This is a genomic window from Pantoea sp. MBD-2R (assembly GCF_039134845.1).
Classification (GTDB): Bacteria; Pseudomonadota; Gammaproteobacteria; order Enterobacterales; family Enterobacteriaceae; genus Erwinia.
Genome location: NZ_CP152417.1, coordinates 1,019,795 through 1,042,152, shown reverse-complemented (window position 1 = coordinate 1,042,152; position 22,358 = coordinate 1,019,795). Strand labels below are relative to the sequence as shown.

The window sequence follows — 22,358 nt, the reverse complement described above, 5'->3', positions numbered from 1 at the left end:
ACCGGCAGCAGAACTGCCGGTTTGAGGTTGTTGACGTCGTGGTGGCACGAGAAACACCAGCAAAAGCTTATATAAGGATAGAAAACGGTGCTGCAACAATTCTCCTGTATCGCACAAACAAGTCAGGCTCACGCCTCGCCGGAGCAGGCATTTTTAACCGACGACAGCGTGGAAATCCTGCGCTTTGCTGCTGACGCCCTTAAGTTGGGTATGGCAGCCGCTCTCGTCACGCTGACTGAAATTCGGGGCGGCGCCCCCCGGCCGCTGGGTGCGCAAATGGCCGTGCGCGAAGATGGGCTGTATTGCGGCTTTGTCTCGGGCGGCTGCATAGAGTCCGCAGCGGCTTTTGAAGCGCTGGCAGTGATAAGTTCTGGTCAGGATCGCACGGTGATCTATGGCGAAGGATCGCCCTGGTTTGACATCGTGCTGCCCTGCGGCGGCGGCATCACCCTGAGCATTCATAAACTGCGTTCGGCACAGCCCTTACTGTCGGTGCTGAACACGCTGGAACAGCGACGCTGCGCGGGACTGGCCTATAACCCGCAGTCGCAGACGCTGCGCAGCCTGTTTCCCACGCGTGAAAGTGGCCTGAACGGCGCAGATTTCGAAGTCCGCTACCGCCCTCGCACACGGCTCGTTATTTGTGGCCGTTCAGTAGAAGCGCAAGCGGCGGCCAGAGTCGCGCAGGCCGCAGGCTATGAAGTCCATCTTAACGACTTCCGTTTGCCCATTCCTGTGCAAATCGATGCCGATACGGCGGTCATTCTGCTCGATCATGACCTCGATCGCGAACTGCCGGTGTTACAGGCCGCGCTGGCCGCGACGCCTTTTTATATCGGCGCGCTGGGCAGCAGAAAAACTCACGGCAGGCGCGTACAGAAGCTTCACGAACTTGGCTGGCGGGCCCAGGATACAGACAGGATCAAAGCGCCGATCGGCATCTTCCCTAAAGCACGCGATGCTAATTCGCTGGCGCTGTCCGTGCTGGCCGATGTGGCTGCGGCTCGTCTTAGCGGTACGGCTTTCTCCTGAGGACGTCCTGCATGACTGGAAAAGAGAGCTATTTGGGACTGTCATAATAAAGCAATGGCTGGATGCCGAACTGACCCTAAACGAAACCAAAGCGATCCTCGTCCCGATGTATGCCGGTACCAGTTTACCGCCATCAGCCCTACTTGAGTCTGGTGACAAGCATGGCAGCAACTTCGGCAGGCGTGGCCTGCGTCGCCATCTCCGCTGCGATCTGTGCTGAAGCGGTTCGCAGCGCACCGTTATTCAGGAATGCGTTGATCATTTGCGTTGTCAATCCATCCTCCTTTGTTCTTTTTGCGTATCTCTTCACGATGTTGATATTGCGCTTCCGAATCAAGTTCGGGCGCGGCATCAAATGTTATAAGGCCAGCCTCCGCTGCCTTCTGCGCAAATTTTCCTGCGCTTGCAATTACCACCTCATGGCCCTGTGCACGGAAACCTTGGGCAAGAGAAAGTATTGGATACAACAGGCCATACAAAGGAGGGCCAATAAACAGAACCCGCATGAGAAACCCCTTTCTGCTTGACGAAATAAAAATGGAAAGTGAATACAGGCATTAGTATTGGAAAGTAATTATATTCTTCACCTCAAAAAAACATTATCGATACATAGCGGCATCCCTTTTGAATATATTTAAAAGCCCTTCCCATAAGGAAGGGCTGAAAAATCACTTGCTAAAATGTATTTTTATCATGGGTAACAAAACTAACGACAGTGCGCTAATTACACAAGCCAGTATTATTCTGCTCTTTTCTCCACTACTGATAGCTAACCATATATAAAAGACAACGGCCAGAAAAACAAAAAAGTAAATGCACAAAAACTTTGGCGAAAGCAGAGTTGGTCCACCAGGCAATGTACCGGAAAAAATGAGACCTACCCCAATAATTAAAAAAGGGGTTTTGTCTGAAGACAGAAACGCCATAGTTCTCTCCCCCAACATTATTAGCTACCGCTTGATGCTGAATCAGATGAAGAGCTAAATGAATCACAGATAGCCGCACCACCATAACCACCGACCGCAGCACCTACGCCAAAACCGACAACGGCACCAATCGGTCCGGCAAGACTCCCGCCTTCTGCGCCCAGCTGGGCACCAGCCCAGGCACCAGCAGCAGCGCCTGTCGTTGCTCCGGTAGTGGCACCGGATACCGCTGCATCGCCGCGATCCGCGCCATAGACCGACAATAAATCGTTTGCTGAAAGTGCTCTCATTTTTTTCTCCTGAAAAAGTTAAACGATATTTAAAATCAACTACCTTACTCGACTGCAAACAGAATTGCATGCAGGAATGAGATCAAATCAGCTTCCTTTTCTCTCATTTCCTTCATACAATCCCACCACCACTTCAACGTACTACAACGCAATTATTCTGGACTAGATTGAGATAATCCGGTCAACAGCTTTGAGCGTTTTTTCCCGGTGTGCGATGATCACCCTGGTAATATTCAGACTTTTAATCGCACCATTTACATACCGCTCACTCTCTGTATCAAGCGAGCTGGTTGCTTCATCCATAAATAAAATTCCCGGTTTACGATATAGTGCACGGGCAATAAATATACGCTGTTTTTGTCCGCCAGAAAGCCCCTCACCGAGTTCACCGATTAGCGTTTCATAGCCCATTGGCATTTGCATTATCACCTCATGGATATAACTGGCTCTGGCACATTCAATCATCCACTTTTCATCTATGCTTTCGATAAACCCGCAAATATTTTGGTAATATCCGTAAGTGATCAGGCCATGCCGCGCCCGCAGCAGCGACTGATCCTACAATGCCGGCACCGATTGGTCCGCCCAAGCCCATTCCGAATGCTCCTCCCGCAATTCCTGCACCTGTTGTAACAAAATCTCTTCCAACCTGATTCCAGTCTACCTCGCCGCCTGAAACATCATTCATTTGGCTAATGGATATTTCTCTTATTTGCTCTTCCTTAGGGTTTAAGCATTTATTTTATAAATAATGTTCGCCATAATAACCGCAGCTAAGCCCGGTATCATTCCTTGCAATGCAGCATTAATATCCAGATATCTGGCGATAACACCTGCTATCATGCTGACAGGTAAAATAACCAAAAATATTTGCCATAATTTCATATATGACATCCCATACTGTAAATGCGGGTGATAATTAATATCACCGCCCTTGCTTAACGCAAGTATTTTTGCGCAAAAATCCCCCCCCGAAAGAGTATGGAAAAGAGCAGTAAACAACTTGTCGTGAAGCGCAAAACACTTATGTGAATTTATTTATCATTATCTGACGTTTTGTTCAGCTTTGCGAACGTTCACTACCTCTTCTCCTTTCGTTCAGTTGTGGTATATATTGTGAGCACTATCGTAAAATTGTCTCTTTATACAGGTAACACCGGCAATGGCTTTGATCCCAAAAAACTACACGCGGCTGGAAAGCGGCTACCGTGAGAAAGCATTAAAAATCTATCCGTGGGTATGTGGACGCTGTTCACGCGAGTTTGTTTATTCCAACCTGCGCGAATTAACGGTTCATCATATCGATCATGACCATACCAATAACCCGGAAGATGGCAGTAACTGGGAGTTGCTATGCCTCTACTGCCATGATCATGAACACTCAAAGTACACCGAAGCAGACCAGTACGGCACAACCGTTGTGGCAGGAGAGGACGCGCAAAATGATATTGCTGCGGCAACCTACAACCCCTTTGCCGATTTAAAATCGATGCTTAAGAAGTAGCATCAGGCAGCCGGGAGAGCAAAGGTGATTACGTGTCTGACGACTCCTTGCTGAGGAGAACGGTCTGACAGCGCACGCCGGGCATCATTTTCTCCAGGCCGTCTGTCAGCATCCTGCCCGCCGCATGCAACGCTTCCAGCGGCATTTCCGGCAGACTCTCAAGGATGAACCACATGCTACTGTCTGCCACGCTCAGCCGGGTGCGGACGCCCTGCCGCCAGTTCCACCGGCGGCAGGTCACGCCGATATCATCGCGCCAGATAACTTCTCCCGCCTCCGGTGACTCGCTTCCCGGCTGGCCATCCTTCATCGTGTCAAAGATTTCAGTTCCGTCCGCCACAACCAGCCGTGGCCTCCCGGCGTAAGCCGCAAAGTTTTCTCCGCCCACCGGAACGGCATACCGGATACTGACGGCATTATACAAATCGACCAGCGGATCGAGCGCGGCCATGGCGCCATCTTTCAGAACACGTTTTCGCAGGGCTTCCGCCGAACAGGGTGTGCGCTTAGGTTTTGCCCCGAAGGCACGAAACAGATCGCTCCATGCGCTCAGATGCGCCTCTGCCCAGGCTGGCTGGCCGGCCAGAACGGCCTCGCAGGCTTCCCGCAGCGCGGCTTGACCAACGCGCTCATCAGCCACGGTGGCCGCCTCTACACTAATACTGAGTGCACGAAATCCCGGTGCGATACGGTAAATTTCGGGAGCGATTGACGGTAATACGGCTGACATACGATAATCCTTTAATGACTAATTTATTACATGATAATGACCGATGACCCGCAAAGTCAATATAACGACCGATGCCAGTGCAGCCAGGATAAACGAGGCGGTTTCTGCACGGATTAAGCTTTATCGCAGCCAGAAAAAAATGTCGCTTGATGAACTTTCCCGCCAGGCTGGCGTGAGTAAGGGAATGCTGGTTGAAATTGAAGGATGCAAGGCTAACCCCAGTATTGCGCTACTCTGCCGCCTTGCGTCCGCCATGGGCGTGTCCGTGGCGGATTTCGTTGACGTGGCCGCTAAGCCCGCCGTCCATCTCATCGATGCAGGTGAAATTCCCGTATTATGGCAAGGAGAAAAAGGCGGCAGCGCGCGCCTGCTGGCAGGGACCAGCGGGCCGGATATGGTCGAACTGTGGCAGTGGGTACTTTACCCAGGGGAAACCTTTGAATCTGCCGGCCATCCTGAGGGGACCAGCGAGCTGCTCCACGTGTCTGAAGGGAGCCTGACGCTGGTCGTCAGCGATACTACTTACGTGATTAATCAGGGAAATGCAGCCGTTGCGAGAACGGACGCGCCGCATGCCTATATAAACAATGGCGCGGAAGTGGCCGTGTTTACCATGACGGTAAATGAGAAAGGCCGCTGAAAACGTGGGCGATTGGTTTCCTTGTACAACTTTCCAGGATGCTGCCAAAGCAACCCGATGAGAAAAACGGCCCGCCCTGCTAATGACTCCAGCAACATCGGGCCTGCCGTCCAGTAATCCGGCTTCAGCCGGACTTAAAAGGAGAAGTCATGTTTAAAGGTCTTAGCGCGTTTCCGCTTACCCCATTTACAGCAGGCTCCCCTGATGAAAAAGGGTTTCTGAGAATACTTCGGAGGCTGACCGATGCGAAGGTCGATTCCCTCGGCGTGCTCGGATCGACGGGCAGCTACGCTTATATGACCCGTCAACAACGCGGGCGGATTGCCAGACTGGCGGTAGAAAATGCCGGTAATATTCCGGTGATGATCTGTGTGGGCGCGGTCAGCACGGATGAAGTGTTGAGGCTGGCCGACGATGCACAGGCAGCTGGCGCCGGTGCCCTGCTGCTGCCGCCGGTATCTTACCAGGCGCTGAATGATGACGAAGTATACGAACTGTTTGAAACGGTCGCCCGACACGTATCTGTACCGCTTTGCGTCTATGATAATCCGGGCACAACCCATTTTACCTTCTCAGATGAGCTGCACGGAAAAATTGCAGCTCTGCCCGGCGTGCATTCAATCAAAATTCCGGGCGTGCCTGCTGATGCTGAGGCAGCAGCGGTCAGAGTCCGGAACCTGCGGGACAGGCTGCCTGCCAACGTAACCATCGGCATCAGCGGTGACGGCTCGGCCGCCACCGGTCTGATCGCCGGCTGTGATGTCTGGTATTCTGTCTGTGGCGGCTTATTTCCCGCGGTAGCAAAACGGATCGCAGAAGCGGCGGCGGCAGGCGACCATGCAGCAGTCCGGGAACAAAACGAACGCCTCAGCCCTCTCTGGGCCCTTTTTCGTCAGCATGGCGGCAGCTTCAGGGTTATGTCAGCCGCTGCCAGCCTTCTTGGCCTGGCTGATGATAACTGCCTGCCCCGTCCGCTATTACCGCTGCGGGCAGAGCAGCTCACCGAGGTGAAGCGCGTAATATCCGATCTTGAGCTGGCATAAGCGCCGCCTGCCGCGGCGTTGCTGATAACCGGCGCCAGGCTGTATCGGTCAGACGGGTACACAAATCTCCGCCTTCATGAACGTAACCGCCTTACCCTCGATAACGACCCTGTCATCCTTCAGCTCACAAATCAGATGACCCCCTCTCTGAGACGCCTGCCAGGCGGATAATTTGTTTTTACCCAGTTTTTCTGCCCAGTAAGGCACCAGGGTGGCATGTATTGAGCCGGTCACCGGATCTTCCGGAATGCCTGCGCCCGGCGCAAAATAGCGCGAGACAAAATCGTACTGGCTTCCCGATCCCTGCCCCGTCACCACCACGCCTGTCGGCCCCAGCCCGGCAAGCACGTGCAAATCTGGCTGACACGCTCTGACCGCATCTTCCCCGCTCAGCACTACAAAGATGTTTTCAAAATTCCGGAACCAGAATTCAGCCTGATTGCTGAATACGGGGCTGATGATTTCCGGAAGCTGCGCCATTTTTTCCGGAGGAATGCATGGCAGGTCGAGCAGATAGCCATCCTCCTTCACCTCGACCTTCAGCTGACCGACCCGAGCGGAAAACGAGAGCGGTCCCGGTATGCCATATTCCGTTACCAAAACGTGTGCGGTGGCAAGCGTGGCGTGTCCGCAGAAATCCACTTCCACCGTTGGGGTGAACCACCGCAGATCCCAGCCGTCAACGGCACGTTTTACAAAAGCCGTTTCAGCAAGGTTATTTTCTGCTGCAATAGACTGCATCGTGCTGTCCGACAGCCACTCTTCAAGTACCAGAACGGCAGCAGGATTTCCGCCAAAGATCCGATCAGAAAAGGCGTCAACCTGAAACATCTTAAGCAACATCGCAAATACTCTCTCGTTGTATTTCAACCGTATGAATTACAGTTATCTTACAACCCTTCAGCTTGAGAAAACATTCTGTTAAACCCCGGAATCGTTCCCCCGACAGAGAACGGCCGAAAAATGCGGTAGTGGTAAAAAGCATGATCCGGCAGAGCCTGACAAAAACCCGGTAGCTCATCGGGTTCTGATGACCACTGCCTCAATAAATGCAATCACGCGAAGCAAATCGACTCTTTTCTGGGGGATAATGGCACAAATATGGCACAAGGGACTTTTGATGAGTTGGTGAGGATGGCTTAAGCTATTGATTTTACTGGTGCCGATAAGAGGAGTCGAACCTCCGACCTTCGCATTACGAATGCGCTGCTCTACCAACTGAGCTATATCGGCTTGGGGAAGGATGCTGCGGTACATACGTTAAGAAAAACGCTTTGCTGAGTCAAGCGCCTGCGCACTAAATGATTACTTTATAATCAACCACCTGGCGCATTTCCCAATCCTATACGTTACGCTCGCAATCCTACCGGGCCAGGTCATTAAGATCGCGATCCAGCAGGCTGCAAATATGGCGATCGCAAAGATCCCATAATAACAAGATCCTAAGGATCGTCACGTTTGCTATTTCCTGCCTTCCACCATCATTCGTACCGCCAGACCGGTCAACACCGTACCCATCAGCCAGCGCTGGAGCTTTTGCCATGTCGGGCGCTGCGCCAGGAATCCGGCGATGGTGCCTGCGGCAAAGATAATTAAGCTGTTAACCAGCATGCTGGTAACGATTTGAGCAGAGCCAAGCAGTAGAGACTGCGACAGCACGTGCCCCTGTTCGGGCTTGATGAACTGTGGCAGCAGCGTAAGGTAGATAACAGCAGTTTTGGGATTTAGCAGGTTCGTCAGCAAGCCCATGGTAAACAGTTTACGGGAGCTGTCCGGTGGCAGGTCGCGCAGCTGAAACGGTGATTTACCGCCAAAGATGGCCTGCCAGGCCATATAGAGCAGGTAACAGGCACCCGCGACGCGCAGCGCTTCATAGGCCAGCGGCACCGCCATAATCAGCGCAGTGATCCCCAGCGCGGCGCAGACCATATAGAATACAAAGCCCAGCGCTACGCCAGTCAGTGAGATATAACCGGCTTTGCGGCCCTGGCACAGCGAACGGGAAATCAGATAGATCATGTTCGGGCCTGGCGTCAGCACCAGCCCCAAAGCGATAGCGGCGAAGGGAAGCAGTTGAGAAAACGTAACCATACAGAGCATCCTTTTTTGGTCTGGGTTCAACAAGTCTGGATTCACTTCTCCTCGGGTTTACAGCCACGTCCCTGTGGCACTTAAGCTCTAGCTGCGTACGGTATCGTTACCGAAAGCGACCCACTTATAGGTGGTGAGCGCTTCCAGCCCCATCGGGCCGCGAGCGTGCAGCTTCTGGGTACTGACAGCCACTTCTGCACCAAGGCCAAACTGGCCGCCGTCGGTAAAGCGGGTGCTGGCATTCACGTAAACCGCTGATGAATCCACCTCATTCACAAAGCGATCGGCGTTATGAATGCTGCGGGTCAGGATCGCATCGGAATGCTGAGTGCCATATTCGCGAATATGGGCGATAGCCTCATCAAGGCTGTCCACCACCTTTACGTTCAAATCCAGCGACAGCCATTCGTCACGATACTGCTCATCCGTTACCGCGCTTACTTCTGCCGGGCCGTTTTGCAGCTGCGGCAGCGAACGAGGATCGGCATGCAGCTTGATGCCCTCTTCTTTCATACGTGTGCTTAAGGCGGGCAGGAAAACGTCAGCAATGGCTGAGTGCACCAGCAGCGTCTCCACTGAGTTACAGGCGCTCGGGCGCTGTTTTTTGGCATTTATAATCACTTTCATTGCCGCATCCAGCTCAATGTCGCGATCGACAAAAATGTGACAAACGCCAATGCCGCCGGTAATTACCGGGATTGTCGACTGCTCACGACACAGTTTGTGCAGGCCCGCCCCGCCGCGGGGGATCAGCATATCGACATAGCGATCCAGCTTCAGCAGCTGATTGACCAGCTCGCGATCCGGGCTTTCAATCGCCTGCACCGCACCGGCCGGTAAGCCATGCTGCTTTAACGCCTCCTGGATCACGCGCACTGTCGCGCCGTTAGTGCGGTAAGTCTCTTTACCGCCGCGCAGGATCACCGCATTGCCGGTTTTCAGGCAGAGCGAAGCGACATCGACGGTCACGTTGGGACGCGCTTCATAAATCACGCCGACCACACCAAGCGGCACGCGTCGACGTTCAATACGCAGTCCGCTGTCCAGCACGCCGCCATCGATCACTACACCAACCGGATCGGCGAGGCGGCAAACCTGACGCACGTCATCGGCAATGCCTTTTAGCCGCCCAGGGTTAAGCATCAGGCGGTCAAGTAGCGCTTCGCTCAGGCCATTACTGCGTGCGTCCGCCAGGTCGAGTTCGTTAGCCGCCAGGATCTCCGCGCTCTGCGCTTCCAGTCGATCGGCAATGGTCATCAAAACCTGATTTTTTTGCGCGGTGGAAAGCACCGACAGTTGGTAAGAAGCGGCCTTCGCGGCTTTACCCATTTCTTCAAGCATGCCCTGCTCCTTAACTCACAATCATATCGTCGCGGTGAACGGCAACCGGACCATATTCGTAGCCTAAAATATCGCTGATTTGCTGGGAGTGATGTCCGGCAATCATACGCATTGCGTCGCTGTTGTAGCGCGAAACGCCGTGAGCAATATCGCGCCCTTCAAGGCTGCGAATGCGGATCACTTCACCACGGGAGAAGTTGCCGGTAATGCTGCGAATGCCTTTAGGCAACAGCGAGCTGCCACGTTCCAGCACGGCGGCAAGCGCGCCATCGTCAATGGTAATCTCCCCGGCAGGCGGCGCCCCAAAAATCCAGCGCTTACGGTTTTCCAGCGGCGTTTGCAGCGCATGGAAGCAGGTGCCGACCTGCGTACCGTCAATGACTTCACCAATCACGCCCGCACGGCTACCGGCGGCGATAATGGTGTCAATGCCAGCACGGCAGGCAACGTCTGCTGCCTGGAGTTTGGTGGCCATGCCGCCGGTTCCCAGCCCGGAAACGCTGTCTCCGGCCAGGGCGCGCAGCGCGTCGTCAATGCCATGGACATCACGGATCAGTTCGGCTTCAGGATTGCTGCGCGGATCGGCCGTAAACAGGCCAGCCTGATCGGTGAGCAGCAGCAGCTTATCTGCACCTGCCAAAATTGCCGCCAGCGCAGAAAGATTGTCGTTGTCGCCGACTTTGATCTCCGCCGTCGCCACCGCATCGTTTTCGTTAATAACCGGCACGATATGGTTATCCAGCAGCGCACGCATGGTATCGCGCGCGTTCAGGAAACGTTCACGATCTTCCAGATCAGCGCGGGTTAGCAGCATCTGTCCGATGTGAATACCGTAAATCGAGAACAGCTGCTCCCACAGCTGGATTAACCGGCTCTGCCCCACCGCAGCCAGCAGCTGCTTTGAGGCGATGGTCGGCGGCAGTTCCGGGTAGCCGAGGTGTTCACGTCCGGCGGCCATAGCGCCTGAAGTCACGATCACAATCCGGTGGCCTGCCGCATGCTGTTGCGCGCACTGACGCACCAGTTCGACAATATGTGCCCGGTTCAGCCGACGCGATCCGCCGGTTAATACGCTGGTCCCCAGTTTTACTACCAGGGTCTGGCTGCTGCTCATTGTTTCCTGCCATGCAATAAAAAATGTTGAGAAGACGTTTTATCAGGTGTGGTGCTGGAAGCCAACAGGCGACAACGAAAAGGTCGAAAATCTTCGAGGCATCACGTAGACAATAAGTTCCCAATTAACAAGAAGTGCGAGCAAATGTAATAAAACATTCATCTTCAAAGGGTAAAACGTTCGTGCCCTGAACAACGTCTTCAGGCATTTAAATTTTACTCCCGGAGTGGATAACAAAATGAAGAAAAGCGCACTGGCTCTTTTAACCACAGCAATGGCAATAACCACTGCCGCTCATGCCGCAGAAATTTATAACAAAGACGGCAACAAGCTGGATTTATACGGAAAAATCAAAGGGCTGCATTACTTTAGCGATAATCCAGGATCGGATGGCGATAAATCCTATATGCGTATGGGCTTTAAAGGCCAGACGCAGATCAATGACATGATGACCGGCTACGGCCAGTGGGAATATCAGTTCAACACCAATAACTCCGAAGGCTCGGATGCCAACAACGGCAATAAAACCCGTCTGGGCTTTGCCGGCCTGAAGTTCAATGATTATGGTTCTGTCGATTACGGTCGTAACTACGGTGTGCTGTACGATGTAGAAGCCTGGACCGATATGTTCCCGGAGTTCGGCGGTGATGGTACAGCGCGTGCCGACAACTATATGGTTCAACGCGCCAGCGGCGTAGCGACTTACCGTAACACCAATTTCTTTGGCCTGGTTGACGGGCTGAAATTTGCGCTGCAATACCAGGGGAAAAACGATTCGACTTCCGGCAACAGTCGTACCGATATCAGCCGTCAGAACGGTGATGGCTATGGTGCTTCTGTGGTTTATGCGCTGGGCAACAGCGGCGTCAGTCTCAGCGGCGCGTATACCACCTCTGACCGTACCAATGCGCAGGAAGCCCGGACCTGGGGTAAAGGCGACAGGGCTGATTCCTGGGGCACGGGTTTAAAATATGATGCCAATAGCGTCTATCTGGCGGCTATCTACACCGAAACACGTAATATGACGCCGATTAGCGGTACATCAGTTATCAACGGCGTGAGCACGACCGTTGCTGGCGCGGCAAATAAAGCCCAAAACGTTGAGCTGGTCGCACAGTATCAGTTTGATTTTGGCCTGCGTCCGTCACTGGGCTATGTGCAAACAAAAGGCAAAGATATTGAAGGGTTAGGCGATGTGGATTTGGTGAAATATATCGATGTTGGCGCGACTTACTACTTCAATAAAAACATGAATACCTACGTCGATTATAAAATCAACCAGCTCGACGATGATAACAAGCTCGGTCTGAATAACGATGACGTGGTTGCTGTAGGTATCGTTTACCAGTTCTAAGCGGCAGCCGTTTCCTGCAACGGGTCAGGTTCTCTTGTTTTATCTCTTTAAAAAGCAAAGGCTGGCAATGGCCAGCCTTTCTTATACGGCGCTTTTTCAGGCGGTCAGTTTAACCGGCTTGTCAGCGAAATCAGCGGCAGGTTTCAGATCCAGCTCCATCTCTTCCAGCATCGCTTTCAGGCGAACGTGGAAGTTACGCAGCGTCTCTTCAAGCCGCTCAAGGTTTTCCTTACCTTTAATCGCAGAAGGCTTCCAGTTGCCCTCTTTATCAAACAGACCGAACTGATATTCATAGGTAAAGTGGTCGGTTTGTGCTTCCAGTTCCATCCACCAACCCCAGAATTCACGCAGTTCTGGTGCGGGTTTCACATTGACGCACACGGCCAGACAGTCAAAGAAAAAGCGATCGTCGACACATTTAGCTTCGCGGATATAGGGTCCCAGAGAACCAAAACGCTTCATTAAGCGGCTCTTAGGATGCCCACTTGGTAACGCCATCGTCAAACCTCCTTTGTTGAGCCTATAGTTTTAGCAAACCGTTGAATTTTCGCAACTCAACGCAATAATCGTTTCGCCAGCCATTCCACAATATCACGTAATGCTTTATCAAAGTTGGCCATTGCAGGTGAGAGTGCGATCGGCATCATTTTTCCATCAACGGAAGATTGCACAATCAGCTTTGATTCTTCCTCAGGGCTGAAAATGTCATTTGGCCAGTAAGCGGAAAGCATCGGCGTTGGGCAGCGTCTGCCAAGCAGGCCTTGTAGCTTCAGCGAATAGCGATTAAGTTCAACCCGCAACGCAGAGTCGGCAGCGCTCGCCATGCCCAGGCGGCTCGCCAGCACGTCCATATACATTTCCGGAATGCGATCCTGTAACGCTTTATCGCACAGCAGGCTGTGAACCACCGGGCCAAGACAGGCAACGGCCCGCAGCCGTGGCGATTCCAGGTAAGCCAGCCGCACGGCCACGTTAGCGCCAAAGCGATAGCCGAAGGCGGCCACGCGCGTATGATCAACCCAGGGAACATTTTCTAACTGACGCAGCACCTGCTGATGCAGAAAACTCGAATCCTGCGTCAATTTCCATTTGGCGGAAAAGCCGACGGAAGGCATGTCAATCGTCAGCATCGCAATGCCGCGCGGCGCCAGATAATCGTGGAAAAGACGATAGTGATCGGTTTGTAACGAATCCAGGCTGCCGCAAAGCAGCACGGTCGGATAAGGTGCGCTGACCTGAGCGGGCATATGTAAAAAGCCGAAAATCGCGCTGCCGCCGGGAATGGTAAACTCCAGCTCTTTCAGCTCGCCCGCCAGTTTTGGCGTGGCTTCTTCGTAGGCGCGATTCGCCAACAGCTGAGCCTGTTCAGCCAGTTCATCACCTTTTAAATGAGGGTAAGCCGCGATGCCATAAAGGTTGGCTGCATGCAGCCAACACTGGCCAGCTTCGGTATCACTGGCCGCTTCGCCCGCCTTTTGCTGCCAGAGCGCCGCCTGTTTAGACCACTCATAAATCCAGTTGCCGCCGCGATAGCCAATCACGGTATCCAGCAGCTTATCGTCGGTGTGTTCAACCCGGCTGTTGGCTATCCTGGCCAGCACTTCAACCACTTCCTGTGGCGGCACGCCTCGCCAGCTCCACAGCAGGCGGTTGATCATGCGATACCAGCCCGCATCGCTTTCCCCTTCCAGTGCGGTGTGCATCGGCAAAGGCTTATGATGATGAAGACGGCGGATTAAAGATGAGGTCTCAGGATGCTTGAAGCGAGGTTTGAACAGCTCTTCACTAAGGTTTTTCGGTGACATAGCGTAACGCTCCTCCGGCGCACTAAACAGTCGCTTAGTCTACCGTAGCGAGGCCTGCTTCGCTAACCGTAAAAACAACAACGCCCGGCAGAACCGGGCGTTAGTCGCGAATTAAAATCAGCCTTTAACGATTGGCGGGATATAAACCACGCCCATATCCCATGGCTGTTCAATCCAGGTATTCTGCGGAATATCAACCACATAATCGTCAACCAGCGGACGACCAGCCGGTTTGGCGAAAATGGTGACGAAATGCGCTTTCGGGTACATTTCGCGAATGGCCTGAGCTGTACCGCCGGTATCCACTAAATCGTCAATAACGATAAAGCCTTCACCATCGCCTTCTGCGCGCTTCAGCACTTTCATTTCGCGCTGGTTGTCGTGATCGTAGCTGGAGATACACACGGTATCGACATAGCGGATGCACAGCTCGCGAGCCAGCAGAGAAGCCGGAACCAGACCGCCGCGGCTGACCGCAATAATGCCCTTCCACTGCTCAACAGGAAGCAGGCGCTGAGCCAGTTTACGGGCATGGATCTGAAGCATGTCCCAGGTGACGACGTATTTTTCACTCATAAAAGGAGTCCCGGCCGGTGATAACGGCTTAAAAATGTACAATGGGATGGGTTGCGCGGAATTATAGAGATCTGAGCCGCTAAAAACCAGCCTCAGTTGGCCCGAATGCGGCTTTTTTGCCGGGGCGAAGTAAGCATCGCTCTGGAAACAATGATATTCTTGATGCTGATACGTTAGATTCGCTGACGTAAGCCAAACTAATCGCAAATGCTCACCATCCTGTGCTTTTCAGCCAGATGGTGCTGACACAGGAGATAGATCGTGTCTGAATTGTCCCAACTGTCACCACAGCCCCTGTGGGATTTCTTTGCCAAAATCTGCGCCATTCCGCACCCCTCATATCATGAAGAAGAGCTGGCACACTATATTCTCTCATGGGCTACCGGGCAGGGCTTTTATGCTAACCGCGATGAAGTGGGCAACATCCTGATCCGCAAACCCGCCACCGCCGGTCTGGAACACCTCAAGCCGGTCGCGTTGCAGGCGCACCTGGACATGGTGCCGCAGAAAAATAACGATACCGTACACGACTTTACCAAAGATCCTATCCAGCCATGGATTGATGGCGAGTGGGTGAAAGCGCGCGGTACCACGCTGGGCGCAGATAATGGTATCGGTCTGGCTTCCACGCTGGCAGTACTGGCAGACAGCAGCGTCGAACACGGCCCGCTGGAAGTCCTGCTGACCATGACCGAAGAGACCGGCATGGTAGGCGCATTCGGACTGAAAGCTGACTGGTTGCAGGCAGAGATCCTGATCAACACCGATTCTGAAGAAGAAGGCGAAGTTTATGTCGGCTGTGCGGGCGGCGTTGATTTCACTTCAACACTGCCTGTTCAACGCGAAGCGGTGCCGGCTGGCTTTGAGCATATCAAGCTTACCCTGAAAGGCCTGAAAGGTGGCCACTCCGGTGCCGATATTCATGTCGGTCTGGGCAATGCCAACAAACTGCTGGCTCGCTTCCTGTTCACGCATGCTAAGCAGCTTGATTTGCGCCTCGTTGACTTTACCGGCGGCACGCTGCGCAACGCGATCCCTCGTGAAGCGGTAGCCACGCTGGCAGTTTCCGCAGATAAAATCGACGCGCTAAAAGGCGCGGCGCTGCATTATCTGGAGACGCTGCAAAATGAGCTGGGCCTTAAAGAGAAAAACGTCAACGTGGTGGTAGAAAACGTGGCGGCAGGCGCGGAGGCACTCACTGCCACCAGCCGTGATGCGTTTATCGCTTTGCTGAACAGCACGCCAAACGGCGTTATCAGTAACTCTGACGTGATGAAAGGCGTAGTAGAAACCTCACTGAACGTTGGCGTGGTGGCAATTAAAGACGGTGAGGCCACGATTAACTGCCTGATCCGTTCACTGATCGATAGCGGTAAAGAGTACGTGGTGGAAATGCTGACCGCGCTCGGCGATCTCGCGGGTGCCAAAACCGTCGCGAAAGGCAGCTATCCAGGCTGGCAGCCGGATGCCGCTTCACCGGTTCGGGTACTGGTTGAAGAGACCTATAAAAAGCTGTTTGGTAAAACGCCAAACATCCAGGTGATCCATGCAGGTCTGGAATGTGGCCTGTTCAAAAAGCCGTATCCTGAAATGGATATGGTCTCCATCGGGCCAACCATTACCGGCCCACACTCACCGGATGAGCAGGTGCATATCGAAAGCGTGGGTCTGTACTGGCAGCTGCTGACTGCGCTGCTGAAGGCGATCCCGGCGAAGTAAATCCTTTTACCGCTGGCGAAACACCTTCGCCAGCGGTGTTTATCCCTTCTGTCCCGTTTGAAAACCAGTCACAGTCCCAGTAAAAGCTGCCGTTCAAGCTGCGGATCCAGCAGCATCACGTGTAAGCCCACCAGCCGCACGCCCCGACCGCCCCGCCGTTCTTCCCAGGTTTTTTTGGCTACCGCAATAAAATCGTCTTTATTTAGCACCGGCCAGACGTGCTCCTGGGTGGTTTGCTGAAAGTCGTTAAATTTCAGTTTTACTCCCTGCCGCGCAATGTGCAGATCCGGTTTGATCTGCTTTAACCGACGTTCCAGCTCGGCATAAAGAAAGTCGATAATCTCCAGGCACTCTTCCCAGTGGTGGATATCCGCGGAAAGCGTGCGCTCTACCCCCAGCGACTTTCGCAGGCGATCGGTAATGACTTCGCGTTCATCTATACCATTACAGCGTTCCCACAAGACGCGGCCAAACTTGCCAAAGCGTTTTAGCAACGCAGCCAGGTCGGTTTTCTGCACGTCGGCACAGGTATGCAACCCCAGCTCCTCCAGCTTTTTCGCCGTCACCTTGCCGACGCCAGGGATTTTCGCCAGCGGCAGCGTCAGCAAGAACTGCGGCAGTTCGTCAGGCGTGATCACAAACTGCCCGTCTGGCTTATTCAAATCGGAGGCAATTTTTGCGACGAACTTAATCGGTGCGATCCCCGCCGATGCGGTAAGGTTTAGCTCGCGGGCGATGGTCTGGCGAATTTCGCGCGCCATCAGCGTGGCCGAGCCATGGCAGTGCGGGCTGTCGGAAACATCAAGATAAGCTTCATCCAGCGAAAGCGGTTCAATCAGTGAGGTATAGCGCGAGAAAATTTCGCGGATATGGGCGCTGGCTTCTTTATAAGCATCGAAACGGCCGGGAATGACCTTCAAATGCGGACAGAGTTTTAGCGCCATCGCGGTCGACATGGCACTGTGAACACCAAATTTTCTGGCCGGGTAGTTAGCGGTACTCACCACACCACGCTTCAGATGGCTGCCGCCAATCGCAATGGGAATATCGCGCAGACTGGGATTGTCGCGCATTTCCACCGCCGCATAAAAGCAGTCCATATCTACGTGTATGATCTTACGCATCTGCCCCTCCAGAAACACTGGACAAGTATACAGCCAAAGCCTGCAATTTCAATAAGTCTGTCCCGGCGCGAAGCGCAGCGGCAGCGGGCTGAGGTAACTTTTCTTCGCTTTTTTCTGCGCCGCTCTCTTGATAAAAAAATAGACAATGATAATGTGGCGCAGCATTTCCGGACATTTCCTAAAATGCACGTCTACAGCGCCTCAGGGCGTAGCATCCAACCCTACTATCAAGGGAACCAGAATGGGCAAAATCGCACTGCTGTTTGCGATGTTTTTCCTGCCAGCCGTTGTTTTCGCCAGCGTCCCGGTCGCACAGACTTCCCCGCTGGCACCGGTAAGCAAAGAATTAAAGAAGCAGTTAACGGGCACCCCGGTCTACATTCAGATCTTTAAAGAAGAACGTACGCTGGAGCTTTATGGCAAAATCGGTACCGAGTATCGCCTGCTCGACAGCTACCGAATCTGCAATTTTTCGGGCGGTTTAGGCCCAAAACGTCGTCAGGGCGATTTTAAAAGTCCGGAAGGTTTTTACAGCGTGGGCCTTTCCCAGCTGAAGCCGGACAGCCGTTTCTACCGTGCCATTAATACCGGATTCCCTAACGAGTACGATCGTCAGCAGGGGTATGAAGGTAAGTATTTGATGATTCACGGCAACTGCGTTTCCATCGGCTGCTATGCAATGACCGATGCGTCAATTGACGATATTTATCACTATGTGGAAGCGGCGTTGCGCAACGGCCAGCCACGAGTGGAAGTGAGTATTTATCCGTTCCGCATGACCGACAGCAATCTGCAACGTCATCGCTATTCGGTGTATTACAGTTTCTGGCAGCAGCTCCAACCGGGCTACGCACAGTTTGTGCAGACTCACCAGCCGCCTGCGGTTAGCGTGAGCAACGGCAAATACGTGCTGAACAGCCCGATGCTGAACAGCACGCCAAACCAGTCAGCGCTCGCGCTCTCCGAGGCAAAATAACGCCCAGTCACCTGGCGCAATCTTGTGCCAGGTTTCATTACCCGTTAGCGGTTGAGTCGCGATGACCGTGACCACGTCATCCGGCGTGGTCTGCTTCTGAAAATCAATCTCAACGTCCTGATCCAGCAGCGTCGCTTTGCCAAACGGCGCACGCCGGGTAATCCAGAACAGATTGGTTGAACAGAACGCCATCAGATAGCGCCCGTCCGACAGCAGCATATTAAATACGCCTTTCTCACGCAGTTCCGTCGCCAGCTCTGCAATATAGCGAAACACCGCAGGCCAGTTGCCCGGCGTACGCGGATAGCGTGTGGTCAGTTTGTGTAACAGCCAACAGAATGCCTGCTCGCTGTCGGTTTCTCCAACTGGCCGAAATGGCCCGGTATCCAGCGTGCGATATCCCTTCAGCTGCCCGTTATGCGCATAGGTCCAGTTGCGTCCCCAAAGCTCCCGCGTAAACGGGTGCGTGTTTTCCAGCGACACTTCCCCACGATTCGCCTGGCGAATATGCGCGACCACCGAATGGGATTTGATCGGATAGTCCTGCACAAGGCGGGCAACAGGAGAATTGAAGCTGGGCTGCGGGTCTTTAAATGTGCGACAGCCTTTCCCTTCATAGAAGGTGATGCCCCAGCCATCCTTGTGCGGGCCAGTTCCCCCGCCACGCTGCACCAGCCCGGTAAAGCTAAAACAGATGTCCGTTGGGACATTCGCGCTCATCCCGAGCAGTTCGCACATAGATACTCCTCACGTATTGCCCGACGGGCAGAAAAAGGTTACTTAGCCATCTCTTTTTCGATCAGCAGGATCAGGATATGAATCACTTTGATATGGATCTCCTGAATGCGATCGGCATAACCAAAGTGTGGCACACGAATCTCCACATCGGCCATACCGTCCATTTTTCCGCCGTCTTTGCCGGTCAGGGTAATCACTTTAATGCCCTGCTGGCGCGCCGCTTCTACCGCTTTGATGACGTTTGCTGAGTTGCCGGAAGTGGAAATGCCCAGCAGCACGTCGCCGGGCTTGCCGACCGCTTCCAGATAGCGGGAAAAGACATAGTCGTAGCCGAAATCATTACTGACGCAGGAAAGATGGCTGACGTCGGAAATCGCGATTGCCGGGTAGCCAGGGCGATTTTCGCGATAGCGACCCGTTAACTCTTCAGCAAAGTGCATTGCATCGCAATGTGAACCACCGTTGCCGCAGGAAAGCACTTTGCCACCGGCTTTAAACGAATCCGCCAGCAAAACGGCAGCGCGCTGAATGGCATGAATATTAGCATCGTCGCTGAGGAATTTAGTGAGCGTGTCCGCGGCTTCGTTTAGCTCGGCGCGAATGATGTCCTGATACATAGGGGAGTCCTTTTAGGTGAGGTCAGGTGCAGTTTACCAAGTTGCCGCTCAGGCGAAAAGCGCCCTGCCTGCCTGGCCGTCACTTCAGGCAGCCGTCCTCGCGGTTTGTGAGCCAGGTTGTAATTATCATGTAAATAGATTGATAAGAAAAACCATCTCATTTACACCTGTAACTAACAGGTCAGACCTCTTACTACTCGTGGAGCGATGTTTATGATAGTCATCAGTTGTATTGCAACAGTGGTGTTGATTGGCGCACTTTTTTATCACCGCATAAACCTGCTTCTGGCCAGTGCGGTTATGCTGCTGTGGACGCTGGGCTGGGCCGTCGCGGGGATCTGGTCAGCATGGTTGCTGCTGCCGCTGGCGATAATTTTACTGCCTTTAAACTTATTGCCGCTGCGTCGCTCGCTCTTCTCAAAACCCATGCTGCGTACTTTTCAGAAAGTCATGCCGCCGATGTCACGAACGGAAAAAGAAGCGATTGAGGCCGGTACCACCTGGTGGGAAGGCGATCTGTTTCGCGGCAAGCCTGACTGGCAGAAGCTGCATGCTTACCCGCAACCGCGCCTTACTGCGGAAGAACAGGCATTCCTCGACGGGCCGGTTGAAGAGGCTTGCCGCATGGCGAATGATTTTCAGATCACCCATGAAATGGCCGACCTGCCGCCCGAGCTGTGGGCCTTCCTGAAAGAACACCGCTTCTTCGCCATGATCATTAAGAAAGAGTATGGCGGGCTGGCCTTTTCGGCGTATGCTCAGGCCCGCGTGTTGCAGAAGCTGGCTGGCGTTTCCGGCATTCTGGCGATCACCGTTGGCGTGCCTAACTCACTGGGGCCGGGTGAGCTGCTACAACACTACGGCACGGACAAACAGAAAGATCATTATCTTCCCCGCCTGGCGCGCGGCGAGGAGATCCCCTGCTTTGCGCTAACCAGCCCGGAAGCGGGTTCCGACGCGGGTGCCATTCCTGATACCGGCGTGGTATGTATGGGAGAGTGGCATGGCCAACAGGTGCTGGGCATGCGCTTAACCTGGAACAAACGCTACATCACGCTCGCACCGGTTGCTACCGTGCTGGGCCTGGCTTTTAAGCTGTCCGATCCTGAACATTTGTTAGGTGAAACCGAAGAATTGGGTATTACCTGCGCGCTGATCCCGACAACAACACCGGGCGTGGAAATCGGCAACCGGCATTTTCCGCTTAACGTGCCTTTCCAGAATGGCCCAACGCGCGGTAGCAATATCTTCGTGCCGATTGATTATATTATTGGCGGCCCGGTGATGGCCGGTCAGGGCTGGCGAATGCTGGTGGAATGTTTATCCGTCGGTCGCGGCATCACGCTGCCTTCTAACTCGACCGGCAGCCTGAAAACCATTGCGCTGGCCATCGGCGCCTATGCTCACATTCGCCGCCAGTTCCGTCTGCCTATCGGCAAGATGGAAGGCGTCGAAGAGCCGCTGGCGCGCATCGCCGGTAACGCTTATGTGATGGATGCAGCCGCCTCGCTGATTACCTCTGCCATTATGCTGGGTGAAAAACCGGCAGTGCTGTCGGCTATTGTGAAATACCACTGTACCCATCGCGGTCAGCGGGCCATCGTTGATGCGATGGATATTGCTGGCGGCAAAGGCATCATGCTGGGGAAAAGCAATTTCCTGGCTCGCGCCTATCAGGGCGCGCCGATTGCGATTACCGTTGAGGGCGCAAACATTCTTACGCGCAGCATGATCATCTTTGGTCAGGGCGCAATCCGCTGCCATCCTTATGTGCTGGCCGAGATGGCTGCGGCGGCAAATCATGATGTGGTGGCCTTTGACCGGGCGCTGTTCAGCCATATCGGCCATATCGGCAGTAATCAGGCACGCAGCCTGTGGCTTGGGCTGACCGCGGGCCGTACCAGCCAGACGCCAACACGTGATGCCACCCGTCGTTATTATCAGCATCTCAACCGGCTGAGCGCTAACCTGGCGCTGCTTTCCGATATCGCCATGTCGGTATTAGGCGGTAGCCTGAAACGTCGTGAGCGCATCTCCGCGCGCCTTGGCGATGTGCTGAGCCAGCTTTACCTGGCGTCGGCAACGCTCAAACGCTATGAGGATGAGGGCCGCAATGAAGCCGATCTGCCGCTGCTGCACTGGGGCGTGCAGGATGCGCTGAATCAGGCCGAAACCGCCCTTGACGATCTGCTACGTAATTTCCCTAATCGCCTGGTCGCTGGCCTGATGCGCGTGGTGATTTTTCCGCTGGGCCGTCACTGCCGCGCGCCTTCTGACCGTCTGGATCACCAGCTGGCCAAAATTCTCCAGATCCCGTCCGCTACCCGTACCCGACTGGGCCGCGGTCAGTATTTGACGCCCGGCGAGCACAATCCCGCAGGCCAGCTCGAAGAGGCATTGCAGGATGTGATGGCGGCGGAAGTCATTCACGATCGCCTGAATAAAAAACTGGGGAAACATCTCTCTTTTACCCGGCTGGATAAGCTGGCGCAGAAAGGGTTACAGGAAAAATGGCTTACCCCGGAAGAAGCGGCCGTGCTGACACGCGCCGAGGCCAGCCGCCTGCGTTCAATCAATGTTGATGAGTTCGCAGCCGATGCCCTGGCGACTCAGCCAGTAAATAATGAGACAGAAAAACGCGGGGAGCCAGCGGATAATCTGAAGGAGCAGGGGCGGAAAACGGAAGCGGCTTAACCAGCAGGCCGCTAGCGTAGCGTTAGCCATGGGATGGGGCGTGG

22 protein-coding genes, 1 tRNA gene and 2 pseudogenes are annotated in these 22,358 nt (G+C 53.9%); 8 read left to right on the top strand and 17 right to left on the bottom strand.

Annotated features, from left to right (window positions below; translation table 11 throughout):
* Window positions 1-108: 108 nt before the first annotated feature.
* Window positions 109-1,032 carry an XdhC family protein gene (locus AAGQ96_RS04755; protein ID WP_254446339.1) on the top strand — a complete coding sequence of 308 codons (924 nt, stop codon included), beginning with the start codon at window positions 109-111 and terminating at the stop codon, window positions 1,030-1,032.
* Window positions 1,033-1,171: 139 nt separating this feature from the next.
* Here AAGQ96_RS04755 and AAGQ96_RS04750 read toward each other — a convergent pair whose 3' ends face one another.
* From AAGQ96_RS04750 to AAGQ96_RS04730, 5 genes and pseudogenes are all read right to left on the bottom strand, one after another.
* The gene (locus AAGQ96_RS04750) at window positions 1,172-1,294 is read right to left on the bottom strand and encodes a hypothetical protein (RefSeq protein WP_342754975.1); all 123 of its coding nucleotides are present in this window, start codon (window positions 1,292-1,294) and stop codon (window positions 1,172-1,174) included.
* 25 nt (window positions 1,295-1,319) lie between these two features.
* Window positions 1,320-1,538 (bottom strand): annotated as a pseudogene (locus tag AAGQ96_RS04745) (glycosyl transferase); the annotation flags it as partial.
* A gap of 440 nt (window positions 1,539-1,978) precedes the next feature.
* Entirely contained in the window at window positions 1,979-2,248 is a 270-nt protein-coding gene (locus AAGQ96_RS04740) for a hypothetical protein (protein WP_342754974.1), read from the bottom strand.
* 162 nt (window positions 2,249-2,410) lie between these two features.
* Window positions 2,411-2,755, bottom strand: a pseudogene (locus AAGQ96_RS04735) (ATP-binding cassette domain-containing protein); the annotation flags it as partial.
* 222 nt (window positions 2,756-2,977) lie between these two features.
* Window positions 2,978-3,133 carry a hypothetical protein gene (locus tag AAGQ96_RS04730; RefSeq protein ID WP_342754973.1) on the bottom strand — a complete coding sequence of 52 codons (156 nt, stop codon included), beginning with the start codon at window positions 3,131-3,133 and terminating at the stop codon, window positions 2,978-2,980.
* 277 nt (window positions 3,134-3,410) lie between these two features.
* Between AAGQ96_RS04730 and yajD the strand changes: the two genes are divergently transcribed.
* Complete coding sequence (gene yajD, locus AAGQ96_RS04725; protein ID WP_147195601.1) at window positions 3,411-3,752, top strand: HNH nuclease YajD; 342 nt, start codon at window positions 3,411-3,413, stop codon at window positions 3,750-3,752.
* A gap of 28 nt (window positions 3,753-3,780) precedes the next feature.
* Here the strand turns inward: yajD and AAGQ96_RS04720 are convergent, their stop codons facing one another.
* Window positions 3,781-4,482 carry a B3/4 domain-containing protein gene (locus AAGQ96_RS04720; protein WP_342754972.1) on the bottom strand — a complete coding sequence of 234 codons (702 nt, stop codon included), beginning with the start codon at window positions 4,480-4,482 and terminating at the stop codon, window positions 3,781-3,783.
* A gap of 43 nt (window positions 4,483-4,525) precedes the next feature.
* On the opposite strand from AAGQ96_RS04720, the gene AAGQ96_RS04715 reads away from it, so the two are divergent.
* Together AAGQ96_RS04715 and AAGQ96_RS04710 are read left to right on the top strand one after the other, a co-directional pair.
* A complete protein-coding gene (locus AAGQ96_RS04715; RefSeq protein WP_147195597.1) occupies window positions 4,526-5,122 on the top strand; it encodes an XRE family transcriptional regulator in 597 nt (198 codons plus the stop codon).
* 149 nt (window positions 5,123-5,271) lie between these two features.
* A complete protein-coding gene (locus AAGQ96_RS04710) occupies window positions 5,272-6,165 on the top strand; it encodes a dihydrodipicolinate synthase family protein (RefSeq protein ID WP_342754971.1) in 894 nt (297 codons plus the stop codon).
* 48 nt (window positions 6,166-6,213) lie between these two features.
* Here the strand turns inward: AAGQ96_RS04710 and AAGQ96_RS04705 are convergent, their stop codons facing one another.
* From AAGQ96_RS04705 to proB, 5 genes are all read right to left on the bottom strand, one after another.
* Window positions 6,214-7,008 (bottom strand): PhzF family phenazine biosynthesis protein, encoded by a 795-nt coding sequence (locus tag AAGQ96_RS04705; protein WP_147195594.1) that lies wholly within the window; start codon window positions 7,006-7,008, stop codon window positions 6,214-6,216.
* A gap of 314 nt (window positions 7,009-7,322) precedes the next feature.
* A tRNA-Thr gene (locus AAGQ96_RS04700) sits at window positions 7,323-7,398 on the bottom strand.
* 228 nt (window positions 7,399-7,626) lie between these two features.
* Window positions 7,627-8,256, bottom strand: a complete 630-nt coding sequence (locus tag AAGQ96_RS04695) for a LysE family translocator (RefSeq protein ID WP_342754970.1) — start codon at window positions 8,254-8,256, stop codon at window positions 7,627-7,629.
* A gap of 87 nt (window positions 8,257-8,343) precedes the next feature.
* A complete protein-coding gene (gene proA, locus AAGQ96_RS04690; protein WP_342754969.1) occupies window positions 8,344-9,597 on the bottom strand; it encodes a glutamate-5-semialdehyde dehydrogenase in 1,254 nt (417 codons plus the stop codon).
* A 10-nt stretch (window positions 9,598-9,607) separates the two neighbouring features.
* A complete protein-coding gene (gene proB, locus AAGQ96_RS04685; protein ID WP_342754968.1) occupies window positions 9,608-10,711 on the bottom strand; it encodes a glutamate 5-kinase in 1,104 nt (367 codons plus the stop codon).
* A 238-nt stretch (window positions 10,712-10,949) separates the two neighbouring features.
* Here proB and ompC point away from each other — a divergent pair, with 238 nt between their 5' ends.
* A complete protein-coding gene (gene ompC / locus AAGQ96_RS04680; RefSeq protein WP_147195586.1) occupies window positions 10,950-12,065 on the top strand; it encodes a porin OmpC in 1,116 nt (371 codons plus the stop codon).
* A gap of 96 nt (window positions 12,066-12,161) precedes the next feature.
* On the opposite strand, the gene crl is transcribed toward ompC, so the two are convergent.
* The 3 genes from crl to gpt all read right to left on the bottom strand — a co-directional run bounded on the left by crl (window position 12,162) and on the right by gpt (window position 14,446).
* Window positions 12,162-12,563, bottom strand: coding sequence for a sigma factor-binding protein Crl (crl, locus tag AAGQ96_RS04675; protein WP_147195584.1), 402 nt, complete (start codon window positions 12,561-12,563; stop codon window positions 12,162-12,164).
* Window positions 12,564-12,619: 56 nt separating this feature from the next.
* Window positions 12,620-13,870 carry an esterase FrsA gene (frsA, locus tag AAGQ96_RS04670; protein WP_147195582.1) on the bottom strand — a complete coding sequence of 417 codons (1,251 nt, stop codon included), beginning with the start codon at window positions 13,868-13,870 and terminating at the stop codon, window positions 12,620-12,622.
* A 117-nt stretch (window positions 13,871-13,987) separates the two neighbouring features.
* Window positions 13,988-14,446, bottom strand: a complete 459-nt coding sequence (gpt, locus tag AAGQ96_RS04665; protein ID WP_147195580.1) for a xanthine phosphoribosyltransferase — start codon at window positions 14,444-14,446, stop codon at window positions 13,988-13,990.
* A gap of 261 nt (window positions 14,447-14,707) precedes the next feature.
* Here gpt and pepD point away from each other — a divergent pair, with 261 nt between their 5' ends.
* On the top strand, window positions 14,708-16,165 hold the full coding sequence (gene pepD / locus AAGQ96_RS04660) for a beta-Ala-His dipeptidase (RefSeq protein ID WP_147195578.1): 1,458 nt from the start codon (window positions 14,708-14,710) through the stop codon (window positions 16,163-16,165).
* Between the two features lie 68 nt (window positions 16,166-16,233).
* On the opposite strand, the gene dinB is transcribed toward pepD, so the two are convergent.
* Window positions 16,234-17,289, bottom strand: coding sequence for a DNA polymerase IV (dinB, locus tag AAGQ96_RS04655; RefSeq protein WP_147195576.1), 1,056 nt, complete (start codon window positions 17,287-17,289; stop codon window positions 16,234-16,236).
* Window positions 17,290-17,530: 241 nt separating this feature from the next.
* Here dinB and dpaA point away from each other — a divergent pair, with 241 nt between their 5' ends.
* Window positions 17,531-18,265: a peptidoglycan meso-diaminopimelic acid protein amidase gene (dpaA, locus tag AAGQ96_RS04650; protein ID WP_147195574.1), complete on the top strand. Its 735-nt coding sequence runs from the start codon at window positions 17,531-17,533 to the stop codon at window positions 18,263-18,265.
* On the opposite strand, the gene AAGQ96_RS04645 is transcribed toward dpaA, so the two are convergent.
* Together AAGQ96_RS04645 and lpcA are read right to left on the bottom strand one after the other, a co-directional pair.
* A complete protein-coding gene (locus AAGQ96_RS04645; RefSeq protein ID WP_342754967.1) occupies window positions 18,236-19,003 on the bottom strand; it encodes a class II glutamine amidotransferase in 768 nt (255 codons plus the stop codon). The genes dpaA and AAGQ96_RS04645 overlap by 30 nt on opposite strands.
* Window positions 19,004-19,041: 38 nt before the next feature.
* The gene (gene lpcA, locus AAGQ96_RS04640; protein WP_147195570.1) at window positions 19,042-19,620 is read right to left on the bottom strand and encodes a D-sedoheptulose 7-phosphate isomerase; all 579 of its coding nucleotides are present in this window, start codon (window positions 19,618-19,620) and stop codon (window positions 19,042-19,044) included.
* A 213-nt stretch (window positions 19,621-19,833) separates the two neighbouring features.
* On the opposite strand from lpcA, the gene fadE reads away from it, so the two are divergent.
* Window positions 19,834-22,314 (top strand): acyl-CoA dehydrogenase FadE, encoded by a 2,481-nt coding sequence (fadE, locus tag AAGQ96_RS04635; RefSeq protein WP_342754966.1) that lies wholly within the window; start codon window positions 19,834-19,836, stop codon window positions 22,312-22,314.
* The last annotated feature ends 44 nt before the right edge of the window (window positions 22,315-22,358 follow it).